The organism is Actinoplanes cyaneus (genome assembly GCF_016862095.1).
Classification (GTDB): domain Bacteria; phylum Actinomycetota; class Actinomycetes; order Mycobacteriales; family Micromonosporaceae; genus Actinoplanes; species Actinoplanes cyaneus.
The window spans coordinates 124,248-143,035 of record NZ_BOMH01000039.1 but is presented as its reverse complement, the minus strand read 5'-3'; the positions used below and the strand labels follow the sequence as shown (position 1 = coordinate 143,035).

The window sequence follows — 18,788 nt, the reverse complement described above, 5'->3', positions numbered from 1 at the left end:
CGGGATTACTCAGTGGGTCAAGATCTTGGAAAGGAAGTCCTTGGCCCGGTCGCTCTTCGGATTCGCGAAGAACTCGGCCGGGGGTGCCTGCTCGACCAGCTGGCCGTCGGCCATGAAGACCACCCGCTTCGCCGCGTGCCGGGCGAAGCCCATCTCGTGGGTGACGACCACCATGGTCATCCCCTCCTTGGCCAGCGACGTCATCACGTCCAGCACCTCGCCGACCATCTCCGGGTCGAGCGCGCTGGTCGGCTCGTCGAAGAGCAGCGCCTTGGGCTGCATCGCGAGCGCCCGGGCGATCGCCACGCGCTGCTGCTGGCCACCGGAGAGCTGGGCCGGGAACTTGTCCGCCTGGCTGGCGATGCCGACCCGCTCGAGCAGCGCCATCGCGCGCTCGCGGGCCGCGGCCGGCTTCTCCTTGCGGACCTTCACCGGGCCGAGCATCACGTTCTGCAGGATGGTCTTGTGGGCGAACAGGTTGAACGACTGGAAGACCATGCCGACCTCGCTGCGCAGCCGCGCCAGCGGCCGCCCCTCGGCCGGCAGCGGCGTGCCGTCGAACGTGATCGAGCCGGAGTCGATCGGCTCCAGCCGGTTGATCGCCCGGCAGAGCGTGGACTTGCCGGAGCCGGACGGTCCGATCACGACCACGACCTCACCGCGCTCGACCGTCAGATCGACGTCCTGCAACACGTGCAGTGGGCCGAACCACTTGTTCACGTTCTCCAGAACGATCAGCGCCTCGCCCGTCACTCGTGTCCACTCCGCTCGTCAGGTACGTCGTTGGCAGACACAGTAGGGGGCCATCGGTATCGGAAGGTGACGAGATTGGTCACGGAGCGGTAACGCAGTGGTCGCGGGGTGGAAGGTGCGATAAGGATGTCGGGTATGGCTGGTCTCTGGAACTGGTCCGCCGCCGGGCTGATCCAGCCCGAGCGCGTACGGAATGCCCTGGCGGGAGCTCTGGAGGCGCCGGTGACCGAGTTGCCGGCGGGCGTGCCGGGCGGCCTGCTCTGCGACGTGTATCACGTCGGTGGTGACTTCCCGACACTGATCGACGTCTTCCTCGCCCCCGACGACATCGCCGAGGAGACGGCTGCCAGCGCCGTGGCGGTCCGGCTGGAGGCCGCGGTGCTGCTTCCCGACGACACGCTCAACCCCACGCGGTACGTGCTGGCCGAGCCGGACGGGACGCTGCGGGCCGTGCACGTCGACGAGGAGGAGACCGACGACGGCGCCGAGCGGCGGCACGCCCGTCCCTGCACCGGCGCCGACCCGGCCTGTGCGACCGGACCGGGCTGCGGCCGGTCCCGCTTCCGCCCGGTGGCCGGCCCCGGCCGCCCGGCCGCCGCCTGAGAACGCGAGGAAAGGTTAATCGCCGGGAGACGCCCGATGAAGGGGATGAGAACAACCGTCCTCGATGGGGAACTGATCGATCACAAGCGCGATTGAGCTGCGCAGACGCTTCCATTCATTGCTATAAGTCACTGCGTGAGATCATTCTTACGGGCCGCGGCATCCGTGGCTCTTCTGAGCACCGTTCTTCTCATTCCGAGCACCCCGGCCCTGGCCGCGGCGAGCAGCGCCACCCGGCTGCAGGCCAACCCCGGCTTCGAGTCCGGCCTCACCTCGTGGACCGCCGACAGCAGCGCGGCGACCGCGACCACCACGGCTCACAGCGGCTCAGGAGCCCTGCGGATCGCCGACTCCAGCACCACCGCCGGGGTGAGCGTCCGCGGCTCGGCCCTCGCCGTGGTCCCGGGCGAGCGGATCACCGCCGGCATCTGGGTCAAGCAGGCCGTGGCCGGCGCCGGCGGTTTCCTCTACCTGGAGTTCCGCCGCGCCGACGGCTCCCGCACCACGCCGGTGCTGTCCGAGGCGGCCGCCTCGTCGACGTCCTGGCAGCAGCTGACCGTGACCGGTGACGTGCCGGACGACGCGGTCACCGTGAACGTGCTGGCCTACTCCAGCGTGGCCGGCTCCGGCACGACGTACTGGGACGACGCCACGGTCAGCGCGCTGCCGGCGCCGCTGCGCAAGGTGCCGAACGCCGGCTTCGAGGAGCAGCGCGACACCTCCTACCCCACCCAGTGGGCGACCGACAAGACCGGGGTCGGCCTGGTCCGGGGCGCTGCCGCGTTCGAGGGGGACACCGCCGTCCGGATCACCGACGGCAGCACCACCGACGCCGTCTCGGTGCTGAGCCGGGCGGTCCCGGTCGGGGTCGGCGAGACGATCACCGCGTCCGCCTGGGCGAACCCGCTCAGCGGTGCCGGCGCGACCCTCTACCTGGAGTTCCGGGATGCCGACGGGGACCGGCTCAGCGCCACCACGGCAGCCCCCGGTTCCGCGGGGAGCGGCTGGCAGCGGGTGGGCGTGACGGCCACCGCGCCGGCGTCGGCCACGACCGTGACCGTCCGGCTCTACAGCCTGCTCGGCTCGGTGGGCACCACCACCTGGGACGACGTGCGGCTGCGGTCCGGGGCGGACGTGTCGTACGCCCCGGCGCTCGGCGCGGGCCGGATGGTGCTGTTCGCCGGTGACCAGCGGGTCGAGTCGTACACCGGGGTCACCCACAAGGTCTTCGCCGGGACGAAGGCGAACACCACCGGCATCGTGCTGGGCAAGGGATCGGCGGCGTACACCGCGAACCCCCGGTGCAGCTGCACCGTCCTGCCGGGCGGGACCGGCGAGCCGAAGTGGAAGCTGTGGTTCTCCGGCAGCCCGCAGAACGGTCTCAGTGCCGGCTACGCCACCAGCGAGGACGGCCTGACCTTCCAGCACGTCGCACTGGTCACCGGCGCGCCGGCCCTGGGCGGGGTGGTCGCGAACCCGGCCTGGACGAGTGGCAGCGCGGTGCCCCATTACTTCGGCCTTTCCAGGCGCACCACCTCGGGCAACGAGTACTACTGGGTGCGGTCCACCGACGGCATCGCCTGGACCGAGGTGCCGGGCTCGACGCCGCTGGCCGGCTTCGACGTGGCGAACGTGACCTGGGACCCGGTCACGAAGCTCTTCGTCGCGCAGATCAAACGCCACCTGAGCATCCCGCTCGGCCCGCGCACCACCTGGGTCTCCACCAGCACCGACTTCGTGCGGTGGAGCACGCCGCGGCCGTCGTTCGCGACCGACCGCCTGGACGACGAGCTGATCACCGGCGCGGGCAAGCACGGCCAGACCCCGTGGAGCGAGGTCTACGGCATGCCGGCGATCCGTTACGGCGACCAGTACCTGGGCACGCCGTGGATCTTCGACATCACGTACAGCCCGAACCGGGACGACGGCGACAACGGCCCCGACAAGGGCCGCGGCCACCTCGAACTGGCCACCTCGCAGGACCTGGTCAACTGGAGCCGGCCGAGCCGTGGTGACCTGGTCACCCCGGGCGCCGCGGGCAGCTGGGACTACGGCTTCCAGCTCGGCGGCACCACGCTGACCACCGTCACGAACGCGGCCGGCCAGCAGGAGACCCGGTTCTACTACGGCTCGTTCGCCGGTGAGCACAGCTGCTCCGCGGCGAACGTCACGGCCGGCGACTGCGACCACGGCGCGGGCAACTCGAACGTCGGCATGGTGTCCTGGCCGGCCGACCGGTTCGCCTCGTTCCACGGCGCCGGCACCGTCACCACCCGCCCGCTGACCCCGGCCGGCAGCAACCTGACGGTCAACTTCGCCCCGGGCGCCGGCGGCGACAACCTGAAGGTGGAGGTGCTCGACGTCGACGGCACCGTGCTGACCGGGTACGGCGCGGCGGACGTCACGCCGATCACCACTGACGCCAGGGCACCGGGCGCGCAGGTCACCTGGGGTGCGAACACCACCCTGCCGAGCGGCCCGATCCGGCTGCGGTTCACCCAGACCGGCGGCGACCTGTTCGCCTTCACGGTCGACTGACCATCTCCGCGTGATCGGGCGGGTGGCACGAGCCACCCGCCCGATCCGTTTCCCGCACCGATGGCAGTACCCTGGTCAATTGCCATGACTACCGAGATGCAGGGCGCCCCGCGCACCTACGATGTGCGCACCTACGGCTGCCAGATGAACGTGCACGACAGCGAGCGGATCTCCGGCCTGATGGAGGACGCCGGCTACGTGCGCGCCGCTGACGCCGACGCGGCCGACGTGGTCGTCTTCAACACCTGCGCGGTCCGGGAGAACGCCGACAACCGCCTTTACGGCAACCTCGGCCACCTGCGCCCGACGAAGCTGAAGAACCCGGGCATGCAGATCGCGGTCGGCGGCTGCCTGGCGCAGAAGGACAAGGGCGACATCGTCAAGAAGGCGCCCTGGGTCGACGTGGTCTTCGGCACGCACAACATCGGCTCCCTGCCCACGATGCTCGAACGTGCGCGGCACAACGAGGAGGCGCAGGTCGAGATCCTCGAGTCGCTCGAGGTGTTCCCGTCGACGCTGCCCACCAAGCGCGAATCGACGTACGCCGGATGGGTCTCGATCTCGGTCGGTTGCAACAACACCTGCACGTTCTGCATCGTCCCGTCGCTGCGCGGCAAGGAGAAGGACCGGCGCCCGGGCGACATCCTGGCCGAGGTGCGCGCGCTCGTCGCCGAGGGTGTCTCCGAGGTCACGCTGCTGGGGCAGAACGTGAACTCCTACGGCGTCGAGTTCGGTGATCGGCTCGCCTTCGGCAAGCTTCTCCGCGCGTGCGGCGAGGTGGAGGGGCTGGAGCGGGTCCGGTTCACCAGCCCGCACCCGAAGGACTTCACCGACGACGTGATCGCCGCGATGGCCGAGACGCCGAACGTGTGCCACTCGCTGCACATGCCGCTGCAGTCCGGCTCCGATCGCGTGCTCAAGGCCATGCGCCGCAGTTACCGCCAGGAGAAATACCTGGGCATCATCGAGAAGGTGCGCGCCGCGATGCCGGACGCCGCGATCACCACCGACATCATCGTCGGCTTCCCCGGCGAGACCGAGGAGGATTTCGAGCAGACCCTCGAGGTCGTCCGCCGGGCCCGGTTCTCCAGCGCCTTCACCTTCCAGTACTCGAAGCGCCCGGGCACCCCGGCCGCGACGATGGAGGAGCAGGTCCCGAAGAAGGTCGTCCAGGAGCGTTACGAGCGCCTGATCGCCCTGCTCGAGGAGATCACCTGGGCCGAGAACAAGAAGCTCGTCGGCGAGAAGGTCGAGGTCCTGGTCGCGGTCGGCGAGGGCCGCAAGGATGAGCGCACCGGCCGGATGAGCGGCCGCGCCCGCGACGGCCGCCTGGTCCACTTCGACACCGGCTCTCTCAAGCCGCGCCCGGGTGACGTCGTCGAGACGGTCGTCACCTACGCCGCGCCGCACCACCTCAACGCCGACGGCGCCCCGCTCAGCCACCGCCGCACCCGGGCCGGCGACGCCTTCGAGGCCGGCATCACGCCGAAACTCAAGGGCGTCTCGCTGGGCCTCCCGACGATCGGCGTCCCCGCGCCGCTGCCTCCGGCCGCGGACGGCTGTGCTCTCTGAGGACGGCTGTGCTTCTTGAGGACCGTTGTGGCTCTCTGACCACCGCCGGGCCGCTGCCGGTCATTCTTCAAGGTTTGCGGTACGGCGGTGAGCCCGCGACCGTCCGCAGCTGATCCAGCAGCGCCGTCGTCCCCGGCGGGTCGGGCGGGTCACCGTAGACGGCGGTGTAGACGTGGCGGCTCGTCGCGGGCAGCTCCACCGTGCGTACGCCCGGATGGTGATGGGCGGCGAGCGCCAGCCCGGGCAGGACCGTGACCCCCAGGCCGGCCGCGACCAGCGCCTGAACGGCGACGTAGTCGTCGGTGGTGAAGCGGATGTCCGGCGCGAAGCCGGCCGCCGCGCAGACCCGCAGCAGCTCGCCGCGGCAGCGCTCGCAGCCGGAGATCCACGGCCGGTCCCGATGGTCGGCGAGCGCGTCCCCGGCCCACCCGGCCGGCGTGACCAGGTGCAACGGCTCCCGCAGCAGCAGCTCGTGGCGCAGCCCGTCGAGATCCGGCGCGGGCTCCTCGGGATAGACGAACATCAGCGCCACCTCCACCTCGCCGTTGCGCAGCAGGCGCACCGTCTCGGGCGGCTCGGCCTCGGTGAAACGCAGGTCGACACCGGGATGGGCGGCCGCGAAACCGGCGGCGGCGGCCGGTACGAACGTGCCCAGCGCGGACGGGAACGCGGCCAGCCGGACCCGGCCGGAACGCAGCCCGGTGTGCGCCGCGAGCTCGATCTCGGCCGCGTCGAGCCGGCCCAGGATCTCCTCGGCACGCTCGGCCAGCATCCGGCCCGCGTCGGTGAGCCGGATGCCGCGACCGGCCCGCTGGACCAGGCGGCTGCCGGTCTCGGCCTCGAGCCGGGCGAGGTGGTGGCTGACCGAGGGCTGGGCGTAGTGCAGGGCCTGCGCGGCGGCGGTCACCGAGCCGTGCCGGGCCACCGCGGCCAGCACCCGCAGACGTGTCACGTCGAGCATGACGGCAACCTATCAATCCGGCCTATGAGTCAGTACGGAATCCGGCATTGGACCGATGGGTCGGTCCCGGCCGACGATCGACGGCATGGAGTTGACCCTCGCGGACATCCGTGCCGCGCACGACGTCGTCCGCCGCCACCTGCCGCCCACGCCACTGTGGAATTATCCGCTGCTGGACCGGGAGCTGGGTGCGAACGTGCTGGTCAAGCACGAGAACACGCAACCGGTCGGCGCGTTCAAGGTGCGTGGCGGGCTGACCCTGCTGGACGCCATGCCGGCCGGGGAGCGGGCCCGTGGCACGGTCACCTGGTCGACCGGGAATCACGCGCAGTCGATCGCGTACGCCAGCCGCCTGCACGACGCGCCGTGCACGGTCGTCATGCCCTCGCACGCCAGCCCGTCGAAGGCCGCCGCGGTCGAGGCCTGGGGCGGCCGCGCCGTGCTGACCGGGGACACGCTGGAGGACGCCCAGCGGCACGCCGGGAAGCTGGCCGCCGAGTCCGGCGCCCGGCTGGTCAGCCCGGGCGACACCCCGGAGCTGCTGGCCGGGGTCGGCACGCTCTACCTGGAGATCCTCGAGCAGGCGCCCGATCTGGACGCGATCGTCGTCCCGGTCGGCAGTGGCACCGGCGCGGCCGCGGCCTGCCTGGTCGCCGCGGCGCTGGCCCCGGGCTGTGCGGTGATCGGCGTGCAGGCGGCCGCGTCGCCGGCGGCGCACGACTCGTGGCGCGCCGGTGAGCTGCTCTCCCGTCCGAACCGGACCGCTGTTGCCGGGCTCGCCACCGGCCGTGGCTTCGACCTCCCGCAGCGGATCATGCGCGCCGGGCTGGCCGACTTCGTGCTGGTCGGCGACGACGAGATCGACGTGGCCCGGCGGCTGCTGGCGACCACCGCGCACACCCTGGCCGAGGGCGCCGGGGCGGCCGGCGTCGCGGCGGTGCTGAGCCGTCCGGACCTGTTCGCCGGCCGCTCGGTCGCGGTCGTCTGCACCGGTGGCAACGCCGACGCCGCCGAACTGGGCACATTGGCCGGTGGCCGAGGGTGATCGACCCATGACACACTGAAGACCGTCGACGCGCTGCCGAGGTGACGATGGTCAACTTCCCCCGCACACCACTGTCGTCCTGGAGCGAGCAGCGCCAGCCGGGGGTGACCGCGACCCGTCTGCTGTTCACCGTGGCCGGGCTGACCGCGCTGGTCCTGGGGTATGTCGGCTTCGAGCAGTACCTGGCGTCCGCGCCCGACCCGCACACCCGGGACCCGCTCAACCTGACCTACAACACGCTGCAGCTCTTCGTGCTCGGCGCCGACCCGCTGCAGGACGCGGTGCGCATCCCGCTCGCCCTGCAGATCGCCCGGTTCGTCGCGCCGGCCGTTACGCTCTACGCGTTCTTCGAGGCGGGCCGGGTGCTGCTGGCCACCGAGATGCGTCGCTGGCGGGCCCGCCGCGCCCGCGGTCACGCGGTGGTCTGCGGTGACACGGCGGTCGCCCGCACCCTGGCCGAGCGGCTGCAACTGGCCGGCCGCCGGGTCGTGCTGGTGCGGACCAGGCCGATCGGCCCGCTCGAGCTGCGCTCGCACGGCCTGCTCGGCGTGCAGGGTGACGCCCGGGAGCCCGACGTGTTGCGCGGCGCGTCCGCCGGGCGTGCCGCGGTTGTCTACGCGTGCACCGAGTCGAGCGCGATCAATCTGGCGATCGCCGCGAGTGCCGCCCGGGTGGTCGACCACGACCATCGGGACCTGGCGATCTACGCCCAGATCCACGAGCCGGACTGGGCACTCACCCTGCAGGCCCGCCGCCTGGGGGTGCCCGACGCGCGGGCGCAGCGGCTGGACTTCTTCCAGATCGATCAGCTCGCCGTCCAGGTGCTGCTCGCCCAGCAGCCGCTGACCGGCCGTCCGGGTGGCGAGGTGCCTCGGGTCCTGCTGGCCGGCGACTCGCCGCTGGTCCGGGCGATGCTGATCGAGCTGGCCCGGCACTGGCGGCTGCGGCGGGACCGGCCGGAGCGCAGGATCGAGGTGGACCTCGTCGCCCCGGACGCGACGCGCCTGCTGGAGCGGATCACCCGGCGCAACCCGATACTGCGTGACGCCTGCCTGATCGCGCCGTATGCCACGACCGTCGCCGACCTGCTCGCCGACCGTCCCGACCTGCGCTACGACCGCGCCTTCGTGTTCTTCGCCGACGAGAAGTACGGGCTGCAGCTCGCCCTGACCGAGTACCGGCTGTGGCACCGGGTCACCGGCGACGTGGTGGTGGCCGTGGAAGGCCTGGCCGAGCTCGCCGACGCGTTCAGCCCGAAGCACCCGCCGCCCCTGCTGGACCCGCTGAACGGGCGGCTCAAGCTGTTCTCCCCGGCCGCCGCGGGCTGTGACCCGGGACTGATCGCCGAGGACCTCGCCGAGCGCCTGGCCCGCCTGATCCACGAGCGGTACATGGTCGGCGCCGGCCGGGGTGACGACGACCGGCTCGCCGTCCCGTCCTGGTCCGAGCTGCCGGAGTCGCTGCGCCGGTCGAACCGGCTGCAGGCCGCCGACATCGGCCCGAAGCTGCACCAGGTCCGATGCGCGATCGTGCCGAGCGACGGGTCGGGCGACGTCTTCCGTTTCCGGGAGGAGGAGATCGAGGCGCTGGCGAGGCGTGAGTCGCGGCGCTGGATCGAGGCGACCCGGGCGGAGGCGCGCGAGCGTGGGGTGCCGGTGGACCCGCAGGCGGCCCGCTACCTGCGCGACTGGGAGGACCTGCCGGACGACGGCCAGGAGAAGTGCCGGGCGGCAATCCGTGACATTCCAGACATTCTAGGCGAGGCTGGCTTCCAGGTCGTCCGTTTGTCGGAGACTGGAGCGACCCGGGCACTGTTCCCGGCATGAGCGGACAGACAGCAGCACGACGACAACGCCGACGGCGGCAAGGGGGAACGATGATTCGCATCGGGGTGACGGGCCACATCGGGCTCGAACCGTCCTCCCGCGACCTGATCCGCAAGGTGATGGTCGCCGAATTGCGCAGACATCGTCCGGTACACGGCGTGACCTGCCTGGCCGACGGCGCCGACCGGCTCTTCGTGGAAGCGATCAAGGCCTGTCGCGGCACGTTCGAGGCGGTGCTGCCGGTGCCGGAGATAAGCGCCGCCCCGGAGGAGGACCCGGTGCTGCGCGACCTGATCAGGCGGGCCACCGACGTCACGCGGATCACCGTGCCCGGGGCGCCCGAGTTGTCGTACGAAGCGGCCAGCCGCGAGGTGGTGGAACGCAGCGACCTGCTGATCGCCGTCTGGGACGGGGACAAGATGGGCGCCAAGGGCGGCACCGCCGACACGGTCGCCTACGCCATCGAGCGCGGCAAGCAGGTCAGCCGCATCTGGCCGGCCGGCGCCCGCAGGCTCTCCCTGTCCACCCCGGCCTTCGCCTAGGCGGACAGCCCGGCCGGCGCCTGATTCGCGGCAGCGCCGGGCGGCACCTCTGCGAGCCGCCGACCGACGGCCAGGCGCAACAGGCCTGACCGCCGACCCGACGCTGGTCAGCCAGCCTGTTCGGCCAGGGCCAGGAACTGCTTCTTCGAGGCGAGCGCCTGCTCCGCCTCCTTGATCCGGCGGTTGTCGCCGGCCGCCTGGGCGCGCGCCAGGCGCTGCTCGGCCTCGGCGACCTGGTCACGCATCTGACGCAGCAGCGGGTTGTCCTTCGGGCTGGTCTTGCGCCACGCCGAGTCCATCGCGACCCGGATCCGGTCCTCGGCGGCCCGCCAGCGGCGGTCCAGCCCGGCGGCGGCCTCCCGGGGCACCCGGCCGGCCTCGTGCCACGCGGCCTGCGCGTCCCGCAGCTTGTTCTGCGCGGCGCGGGCGTCCGCGTCGACGTCGATCGCCTCGAGCTCGGCGAGGATCGCCTGCTTGCGCTCCAGGTTGCCCTGGTACTCCGCGTCGCGGGCCGAGAAGACCTCGCTGCGCCGGGTGAAGAACGCGTCCTGAGCGGCGCGGAAGCGTTCCCAGAGGCGCTGCTCGGCCTCCTTGGCGGCGCGCGGCGCCGCCTTCCACTCGGCCATCAGCTCCTTGAGCCGGTTCGCCGTGGTGTTCCACTCGTCCGAGCCCGAGATCGTCTCGGCCTCCTTGACGAGCTCCTCCTTGGCGGTCTGCGCCTGCTTGCGCTGCCCGTCCAGGGTGGCGAAGTGCGCGCCCCGGCGGCGGGTGAAGCCGTCCCGCGCGGCGGCGAACCGCTTCCACAGCTCACCGTCGGTCTTCTTGTCGACGCCGCGGATCGTCTTCCACTCGTCGAGGATCTCCTTGAGCCGGTCGCCGGCCGACTTCCAGCCGGTGGCCTCGGCGGCGAGCTTCTCCGCCTCCTCGACCAGGGCCGTCTTGCGCGCGAGGGCCTCGGTCCGGGCGACCTCGCGGGCGGCCTTGGCCTCGCCCGCCTTCTCCTCGGCGAGCGTGGAGAGCCGCTCCAGCCGGGCGGCGAGGCTGTCGATGTCACCCACCACGTGTGCCTCGTCCAGCGTCGTGCGCAGTCGCTTGACGCTGCTCAGCGAGTGGGACGCGTCAGCGGCGCCGGATTTGAGGCGAGCCTCGACGAGGTCGACCTCGGTCACCAGATCCTCGAAACGCCGGGCGAAGTGGGCGAGGCCCTCCTCGGGCGTCCCGGCCTGCCACGAGCCGACCACCCGGTCGCCCTCGGCGGTCTTCACGTACACGGTGCCGTCGGCATCCACGCGCCCGAAGGCGGTCCAGTCGGTGTTCATGAGCTCATCCTCGTTCTCCCGGCGCCGCCGGACCACTCCGGTCCCCGGCCACCGCCACAGCGCAGTGGAATGCCAACCTTCTCAGTGGCATTCTTTCTCGCGCATTGTCACAGGTCCAACCCGGTTAGGGGAAAGCTCCCACCGACGACCGTGACACAACCTTGTCCTACGGTTGCTTTGTGCCGTCGAGTCCCAGTCCCCGCGTGGTCACCGTCGTCGGCCCGACCGCGGCCGGAAAGTCCGCGCTGAGCATCGCCCTCGCCCAGGAACTGGGTGGTGAGGTGGTCAACGCCGACTCGATGCAGCTCTACCGCGGGATGGACATCGGCACCGCGAAGCTGACAGTGGCCGAGCGCGCGGGCGTGCCCCACCATCTGCTGGACATCTGGGACGTCTCGGTCACCGCGGCGGTCGCCGAGTATCAGGCGCTGGCCCGGGCGGCGATCGACGACATCCTCGTACGGGGGAAGGTGCCCCTCCTGGTCGGCGGATCGGGACTGTACGTGCGGGCGGTCCTGGAGGAGTTCGAGTTCCCCGGCACCGATCCGCTGATCAGGGCGCGGCTGGAGGCGGAGCTCGCCGAGACCGGCCCGGCGCCGCTGTTCGCCCGGCTGAGCGAGCGCGACCCGGCCGCCGCCGCGAAGATCCTGCCGTCGAACGGCCGCCGGATCGTCCGCGCCCTCGAAGTGATCGAGCTGACCGGCAAGCCGTTCACCGCGGCGCTGCCCGAGCCCAGGCCGCACTACGCGTCGGTGCAGCTCGGCGTCGACCGGGACGCGGCCGAGCTCGACGAGCGGATCGCGCAGCGGGTCGACCTGATGTGGGCGGCCGGCCTGCTCGACGAGGTGCGCGCCCTGGACAAGGTCGGCATCCGGGACGGGCGGACGGCGTCCCGCGCGCTCGGCTACCAGCAGGCGCTCGCCGAGATCGACGGTGAGCTGACCGAGGCGCAGGCGAAGGAGGACACGGTCCGCGGCACCCGGCGATTCGTCCGGCGGCAGCGTTCCTGGTTCCGCCGCGACCCGCACATCACCTGGCTGGACGGCGCGGCCCCGACGCTCGTGGCCGACGCCCTGGCTCTTGCGCGATGATGGACCGCGTGTTTTACACCAAGGGCCACGGCACCTCGAACGACTTCGTCATCCTCCCCGACCCGGACGGCGAGCTGGAGCTGACGCCGGCGCTGGTCGCCGCGCTCTGCGACCGGCGGCGTGGCATCGGCGGTGACGGCGTGCTGCGGGTGGTGCGCGCGGCCAAGCACCCCTCGTCGGTCGAGCTCGCCGCGGACGCCGAGTGGTTCATGGACTACTGGAACAGTGACGGCTCGATCGCCGAGATGTGCGGCAACGGGGTGCGCGTCTTCGCCCGCTACCTGGTGGAGAACGGCCTGGCCACGCCCGGCCCGGCGGGCCTGCCGGTGGCGACCCGCGCCGGGATCATGCACGCGGTGGTCCAGGGCGACATCATCTCGGTACGGATGACGACCCCCCGGGTGTACGCCGCGAGCACCGCGACCGTGGGCGCGCTGACCGTCCCCGGCATCGCCGTCGACTGCGGCAACCCGCACCTGGTCTGCGGCCTGCACGACGGTGTCGCCCTGGGCGGCCTCGACCTGACCACCGCCCCCGTGGTCGACAAGGCGCTGTTCGGCGCCGGGGTGAACGTCGAGTTCGTCGAGCCCGCCGGCGACCTGGAGGGGCGCGACCGGCACGTGACGATGCGGGTCCACGAACGGGGCTCCGGCGAGACGATGTCCTGCGGCACCGGCGCGCTGGCGGTCGGCGCCGTCGCCCTCCGCGAGGCGGGTCTGACCAGCGGTTCCGTCGCGGTCGACGTGCTCGGTGGCCGCCTCGTGATCACCTGCGACGACGAGGGCGCCTGGTGGCTGGCCGGCCCGGCCGTGCTGGTCGCCTCCGGCGAGGTCGACGTCGCCGCCCTCGCCCTCTGACACCGCACCGGGAGCGGGGGCGCGCTGCCGCCGGGACCACCGGATCGGTCGCGGGCTCCGGCGGACGGGACTGCGCCGCGAGCGGAAGCCGTGGCCGGGGGTTCTGCCCTGACCGTGCCCATCCGCGGAGATCGCCCTGGAGGGTTTCGCGTTCTGGGCCGGCCACGGCCCTGCGAAGCCCGCAAGGGTCCCCGCGGGAGCGACGATCCGGACCACAGCGAAGAGGGGACATGAAGATCTGGACCTTGATCTTCAGGTCCCCTCGTTCGCGGTGGGTCAGAAAATCCCCTCGGGGGCGTGGTCGAGCTCGGACTCCGGAACCGCGGCCGGGTTCGCCGGCGCCGGGACGCCGCGGACGACCGCCCGGATCGCCGCCGCGACCGCCGGGGTCACCCGCGGGTCGAACACGCTGGGGATGATCACCGTGGGGTTGAGCTTGTCCTCACCGACGACATCGGCGATCGCACGGGCCGCGGCCAGCGCCATCTCCTCGGTGAACTCCACGGCGGCGGCGTCCAGCAGGCCGCGGAACACGCCGGGGAAGGCCAGCACGTTGTTGATTTGGTTGGGCTGGTCGGAGCGGCCGGTGGCGACGACCGCGGCGTGCTTGCGGGCCTCGCGGGGGTCGACCTCCGGGTCCGGGTTGGCCATCGCGAAGACGATCGACTTGTCGGCCATCTTGGCGATGTCGTCACCGGTGAGCAGGTTCGGGGCGGAGACGCCGATGAAGACGTCGGCGCCGGCGATCGCGCCGGGCAGGTCACCCGAGTAGTTCGCCTTGTTGGTGTGCTCGGCCAGCCACTGCATCGACTCGTTCAGGTCGGGCATGCCGCGGTGCAGGGCGCCCTTCCGGTCGTAGGCGATGATGTCGCCCACTCCCTGACGCATCAGCAGCTTCATGATCGCGGTGCCGGCCGCGCCCGCGCCGGAGACGACGACCTTGACGTCCTGCATCCGCTTGCCGACCACGCGCAGCGCGTTGGTCAGCGCGGCCAGCACGCAGATCGCGGTGCCGTGCTGGTCGTCGTGGAAGACCGGGATGTCGAGCTGCTCCTTGAGCCGCGCCTCGATCTCGAAGCACCGCGGGGCCGCGATGTCCTCCAGGTTGATGCCGCCGTAGGCCGGGGCGATCGCCTTGACGATCCGGACGATCTCGTCGGTGTCCTGGGTGTCCAGGACGACCGGCCAGGCGTCGACGCCGCCGAACCGCTTGAACAGCGCGGCCTTGCCCTCCATCACCGGCATCGCCGCGGCCGGGCCGATGTTGCCCAGGCCGAGCACGGCCGAGCCGTCGCTGACCACGGCCACGGTGTTGCGCTTGATGGTCAGCCGGCGGGCGTCCGCCGGGTTCTCCGCGATCGCCATGCAGACCCGGGCGACGCCGGGGGTGTACGCCCGGGAGAGCTCGTCGCGGTTCCGCAGAGCGACCTTCGAGCTGACCTCGATCTTGCCGCCCAGGTGCAGCAGGAACGTGCGGTCGGAGACCTTGCGCACATCCACGCCGTCCTGGTCCTCGAGCTGCTTGACGACCTGGTCGGCGTGCGCCGAGTCCGCGGTGTCACAGGTGAGGTCGACGAGCACGTGGGTGGGGTCGGAGTCCACCACGTCCAGTGCCGTCACGATCGCTCCGGCCTCGCCGACACAGGTGGTGAGGCGGCCGATGGACGACGCGTCCGCGGTAACGGCGATGCGGATCGTGATCGAGAATCCTGCGCTCGGCAGGCGGGTGGTCACCACGGTGTTCCCTCCGACGTTGGTGGGTGAGCAAAGGAATTGTCGCTCGCTCGGAATGATCGATCGCCCGGCGGTGGTTACTAGTGAGTTAGCCGGGGATATGTAGATGCGCCCGCTCTCGTGACGTGCCACGATCGGGCGTAGGAGGTCACTTTTGCGAAACACGTACCAGACACCCGTCCTTGACGAGCCGGATCTGACGACCGGCGATCTCGAGCTCGAGGAGCGGCACTCGCTCAGGCGGGTGGCCGGTCTCTCCACCGAGCTCACCGACATCACCGAGGTCGAGTACCGGCAGCTGCGACTGGAACGAGTCGTGCTTGTCGGTGTCTGGACCGAGGGCAGCGCGGAGGATGCGGACAACTCGCTGACCGAGCTGGCCGCCCTCGCCGAGACCGCCGGGTCCCAGGTCCTGGAAGGCCTGATCCAGCGGCGCCGGCAGCCGGACGCGGCGACGTTCATCGGGCGGGGCAAGGTCGACGAGCTGCGTGACGCCGTCATCGCCAGCGGCGCCGACACCGTCATCTGCGACGGCGAGCTCTCCCCGTCCCAGCTGCGCAACCTGGAGCAGCAGGTCAAGGTGAAGGTGGTCGACCGGACCGCGCTGATCCTGGACATCTTCGCCCAGCACGCGAAGAGCAAAGAGGGTAAGGCTCAGGTCGAGCTGGCCCAGTTGCAGTACCTTCTGCCGCGACTTCGCGGCTGGGGTGAGTCGCTGTCCCGGCAGGGCGGTGGCGCCGGCGGTGGTTCCGGCGGCGGCGGGGTGGGCACACGTGGCCCCGGTGAGACCAAGCTGGAGACGGACCGGCGGCGGATCAATCAGCGCATCGCGAAGCTGCGCCGCGAGATCAAGGCCATGCGGACGGTACGGGAGACCAAGCGCTCCCGTCGCCAGGCCAGCGGCACGCCCGCCGTGGCGATCGCGGGTTACACCAACGCCGGCAAGTCCAGCCTGCTCAACCGTCTGACCGAGGCCGGTGTCCTGGTGGAGAACGCGCTGTTCGCCACCCTCGACCCGACGACCCGGCGCACGTCCGCGGAGGACGGCCGGGTCTACACGCTCTCCGACACCGTCGGGTTCGTCCGGCACCTGCCGCACCAGATCGTCGAGGCGTTCCGCTCGACGCTCGAGGAGGTGGCCGAGGCCGACCTGGTGGTGCACGTCGTGGACGGCTCGCACCCGGACCCGGAGGGTCAGGTCAGCGCGGTCCGCGAGGTGCTCAGCGAGGTCGAGGCTGACCGGGTCCCCGAGCTGCTCGTCATCAACAAGATGGACGCGGCGGACGAGGAGACGGTTCTGCGTCTCAAGCGTGCCTGGCCGGACGCCGTGTTCGTCTCGGCGCGCAGCGGCTCGGGCATCCAGGAGCTGCGCGCGGCCATCGCGGAACGGCTTCCACGGCCGGCGGTGGACCTGCGGGTCCTGTTGCCTTACTCACGTGCCGATCTGGTGGCCCGCGTGCACCGGACCGGTCAGGTGCTGCAGTCCCGTCATCTCGACGACGGCACGGAGTTGCAGGTCCGGGTCGATGAACGACTCGCGGCCGATCTGGAGCAGTTCCGTTGCTGAGAGTTACCTGTGGCAGGATGCGAAAAGCGACACCCGGTCACCTTTGACCAGGGTTGATCCACGCGTTACACCGATGGGTGACGCCGCATGCGACACTGTGCGGATGCGGCGTCTCGTGTTCTCAATCGTGCTGGGTGTGGGCCTGGTGGCGATTGGTGGCACCGGCGCGTCTGCCGCTGACCCGACGCCGACGGCGACGGTGAGCGCGAAGGCGACGCCCGGTAAGAAGATCTGTCAGATCAAGGATGAGAGGCTCGACGAGCTCTCCGGCCTGGTCGCCACCAAGTCCGGCTTCATCGTGATCGACGACAGCAGCACGTCGGACGCCAAGAAGAAGATCTTCATCCTCGACAACAAGTGCAACGTCAAGAGCACCCGGAACTTCGCGAGCGCGCCGCGCGACACCGAGGACATGGTGCTCTCGGCCGACCAGCAGACCCTGTGGATCGCCGACACCGGCGACAACGAGGTGCTCAAGGGCGGCGACGTCCGGACGTCCGTCGTGCTCTGGAGCATGCCGCTCGCCGGTAACAAGGACGCTACCCTGCACCGGTTCACCTATCCGTCGGGGGATCTGCACGACGCCGAGGCGCTCCTGCTCGACGGTGACGGCACGCCGATCATCGTGACCAAGGAGCTCGGCAACGCCTACATCTACAAGCCTGCCGCCGCGGTGAAGAACGGTGACGCGGCCGTCCCGCTCAAGCGGGTCGGCGAGCTGGCGCTGCCGGCCACCGAGACCACCAGCAACGCCTTCGCCAAGATCTTCAACCGGGTGATCACCGGTGGGTCGGTCGCGCCCGGCGGCAAGAAGGTCGTGCTGCGGACGTACACCGACGCCTCCGAGTGGGACGTGCCGAACGGTGACGTGGTGGCCGCGCTGAAGAGCAAGCCGCGCACCACGGGCCTGCCGAACGAGCAGTTCGGTGAGGCGATCTCCTACAGCGTGGACGGCAAGACGTTCTACACCGTGTCGGACATGAACGGTGAGCGCACCGCCGAGAACTGGATCCAGCAGTACGTGCCGGCCACCGAAGTCGCCGTCGTCTCCAAGAACCAGGCGAACGGCGCGGCCGCGTCCGACTCGTGGTATTCGAACCTCAGCATCGGCGACATCACGAAGCTCGTCGGCGGGGTCGGCGTCATCGGCCTCCTGCTCGTCGCGGTCGGCGTCTTCGGCATCGTCCGGTTCCGTAAGCGGAACCCGGCCGGCCTCCCGGTGGACGAGGCGCCCAGCGGTGGCATCGACAAGGAGAACCCGGAGACCGAGCTGATCGGCGTGGGCAGCGGTGCGGCCTACAACGGCGGCGGCAAGGGCCCGGTGTACGGCGCCGCGAACAGCGGTGGGCAGCCGCGGCCCGGCGTCTACGGCGGCGGTCCCGGTGGCAAGCCCGCCGGTCCCGGCGGTTCCGGCGTTCCCGGTAAGCCCGGCGGTCCCGGCAAGCCCGGTGGCGGACAGTACGGGCGGCCTGCCGGTGGTCCCGGCGTCCCTGGTGGTCCCGGTAAGCCTGGTGGTCCCGGTAAGCCAGGCGGTTCGGGTAAGCCCGGTGGCCCCGGTGGCTCCGGCGGTCAGCCGCCTCGCGGTCCGCAGCGAAGCCCCGGCGGCCCGCAGCAGAACCCGCAGCCCAGGCCGCAGGCCCAGCCTCCGCGCCCGCAGCCGCAGCGCGGTGCCCCGCAGCAGCAGCCTCCGCGTGGCCCGCAGCCCGCCCGTGGTCCGCAGCCCCCGCGCAGCCCGCAGCAGCAGCCGCGCAACCCGCAGCAGCCACGCAATCCTCAGGCCCCGCGCAATCCGCAGCAGCCGCAGCGTGGTCCCCAGCAGCCGCAGCGTGGCCCGGGCGGAGGTCAGCAACCCGGACGTGGTGGCGGCGGCGGGGTTTACGGCGGCCAGCCGCGTCCGCCTCAGGGTGGTGGGCAGCCCCGGCAGGGCGGCGGGAACTACGGGGGTGGACGTCCGCCCCAGGGGCGTGGCGACAACGGCTTCGACCGTCGCTGATCGTCTGAACTGAACGGAAGGCCGGTGCCCACTGGGTGCCGGCCTTCTCGCATCCGGCCCCAGCCGTGCGTGGGTCGGCCTGGTGCCGCGGCGTCGGCGGCCCGGCTGGTTCTGGTGGTTGTTCCGGGGCCGTGATCACGACCGTGGGCGCCAGCCGGGCGTTGGCTGGGCTGGTGGGCGCGGCGGCGGCGCGGCGGCTGGCTCTGACGGTTGTTATGGGGCCGGCATTACGACCAAGAATCCCAGCCGGGGGTCTGGTGCGGGCGGGATCACCAGCACGACAGCCGGCCAGGGATACGCGGCGCGGGCCGGACCTGGGGTGGCTCGCGCGGTGAAGGACTACCGACGCCGGCGGCGCGGGCCGGACCTGGGGTGGCGCGCGCGGTG

General features: G+C 71.5%; 14 protein-coding genes. 10 read left to right on the top strand and 4 right to left on the bottom strand.

Going from position 1 to position 18,788, the window contains the following annotated elements; all coding sequences use genetic code 11:
- Nucleotides 1-9 precede the first annotated feature (9 nt).
- Nucleotides 10-753, bottom strand: a complete 744-nt coding sequence (locus Acy02nite_RS26425; protein WP_425548138.1) for an amino acid ABC transporter ATP-binding protein — start codon at nt 751-753, stop codon at nt 10-12.
- A 135-nt stretch (nt 754-888) separates the two neighbouring features.
- Here Acy02nite_RS26425 and Acy02nite_RS26420 point away from each other — a divergent pair, with 135 nt between their 5' ends.
- The 3 genes from Acy02nite_RS26420 to miaB all read left to right on the top strand — a co-directional run bounded on the left by Acy02nite_RS26420 (nt 889) and on the right by miaB (nt 5,466).
- Entirely contained in the window at nt 889-1,356 is a 468-nt protein-coding gene (locus tag Acy02nite_RS26420; protein ID WP_239175223.1) for a hypothetical protein, read from the top strand.
- 135 nt (nt 1,357-1,491) lie between these two features.
- Nucleotides 1,492-3,894, top strand: a complete 2,403-nt coding sequence (locus Acy02nite_RS26415; protein ID WP_239175222.1) for a carbohydrate binding domain-containing protein — start codon at nt 1,492-1,494, stop codon at nt 3,892-3,894.
- An 84-nt stretch (nt 3,895-3,978) separates the two neighbouring features.
- On the top strand, nt 3,979-5,466 hold the full coding sequence (miaB, locus tag Acy02nite_RS26410) for a tRNA (N6-isopentenyl adenosine(37)-C2)-methylthiotransferase MiaB (protein WP_203745157.1): 1,488 nt from the start codon (nt 3,979-3,981) through the stop codon (nt 5,464-5,466).
- 67 nt (nt 5,467-5,533) lie between these two features.
- On the opposite strand, the gene Acy02nite_RS26405 is transcribed toward miaB, so the two are convergent.
- A complete protein-coding gene (locus tag Acy02nite_RS26405; RefSeq protein WP_203745155.1) occupies nt 5,534-6,427 on the bottom strand; it encodes a LysR family transcriptional regulator in 894 nt (297 codons plus the stop codon).
- Between the two features lie 85 nt (nt 6,428-6,512).
- On the opposite strand from Acy02nite_RS26405, the gene Acy02nite_RS26400 reads away from it, so the two are divergent.
- The 3 genes from Acy02nite_RS26400 to Acy02nite_RS26390 are packed head-to-tail and all read left to right on the top strand — an operon-like array spanning nt 6,513 to nt 9,840.
- Complete coding sequence (locus Acy02nite_RS26400) at nt 6,513-7,472, top strand: threonine ammonia-lyase (RefSeq protein WP_203745154.1); 960 nt, start codon at nt 6,513-6,515, stop codon at nt 7,470-7,472.
- 47 nt (nt 7,473-7,519) lie between these two features.
- A complete protein-coding gene (locus tag Acy02nite_RS26395; RefSeq protein WP_203745152.1) occupies nt 7,520-9,298 on the top strand; it encodes an NAD-binding protein in 1,779 nt (592 codons plus the stop codon).
- A gap of 50 nt (nt 9,299-9,348) precedes the next feature.
- Nucleotides 9,349-9,840, top strand: coding sequence for a hypothetical protein (locus Acy02nite_RS26390; RefSeq protein WP_203745150.1), 492 nt, complete (start codon nt 9,349-9,351; stop codon nt 9,838-9,840).
- Between the two features lie 107 nt (nt 9,841-9,947).
- Here Acy02nite_RS26390 and Acy02nite_RS26385 read toward each other — a convergent pair whose 3' ends face one another.
- Nucleotides 9,948-11,159: a DUF349 domain-containing protein gene (locus Acy02nite_RS26385; RefSeq protein WP_203745149.1), complete on the bottom strand. Its 1,212-nt coding sequence runs from the start codon at nt 11,157-11,159 to the stop codon at nt 9,948-9,950.
- A 179-nt stretch (nt 11,160-11,338) separates the two neighbouring features.
- Here Acy02nite_RS26385 and miaA point away from each other — a divergent pair, with 179 nt between their 5' ends.
- A complete protein-coding gene (gene miaA / locus Acy02nite_RS26380; RefSeq protein ID WP_239175221.1) occupies nt 11,339-12,250 on the top strand; it encodes a tRNA (adenosine(37)-N6)-dimethylallyltransferase MiaA in 912 nt (303 codons plus the stop codon).
- Nucleotides 12,251-12,258: 8 nt separating this feature from the next.
- The gene (gene dapF / locus Acy02nite_RS26375; protein ID WP_203745147.1) at nt 12,259-13,107 is read left to right on the top strand and encodes a diaminopimelate epimerase; all 849 of its coding nucleotides are present in this window, start codon (nt 12,259-12,261) and stop codon (nt 13,105-13,107) included.
- A 276-nt stretch (nt 13,108-13,383) separates the two neighbouring features.
- Here dapF and Acy02nite_RS26370 read toward each other — a convergent pair whose 3' ends face one another.
- A complete protein-coding gene (locus Acy02nite_RS26370) occupies nt 13,384-14,844 on the bottom strand; it encodes an NAD-dependent malic enzyme (protein WP_203745145.1) in 1,461 nt (486 codons plus the stop codon).
- A 151-nt stretch (nt 14,845-14,995) separates the two neighbouring features.
- Here Acy02nite_RS26370 and hflX point away from each other — a divergent pair, with 151 nt between their 5' ends.
- Both hflX and Acy02nite_RS26360 read left to right on the top strand, forming a co-directional pair.
- Complete coding sequence (gene hflX, locus Acy02nite_RS26365; protein ID WP_203745143.1) at nt 14,996-16,408, top strand: GTPase HflX; 1,413 nt, start codon at nt 14,996-14,998, stop codon at nt 16,406-16,408.
- Nucleotides 16,409-16,511: 103 nt separating this feature from the next.
- Nucleotides 16,512-18,401: a hypothetical protein gene (locus Acy02nite_RS26360; protein ID WP_203745141.1), complete on the top strand. Its 1,890-nt coding sequence runs from the start codon at nt 16,512-16,514 to the stop codon at nt 18,399-18,401.
- Nucleotides 18,402-18,788 lie beyond the last annotated feature (387 nt).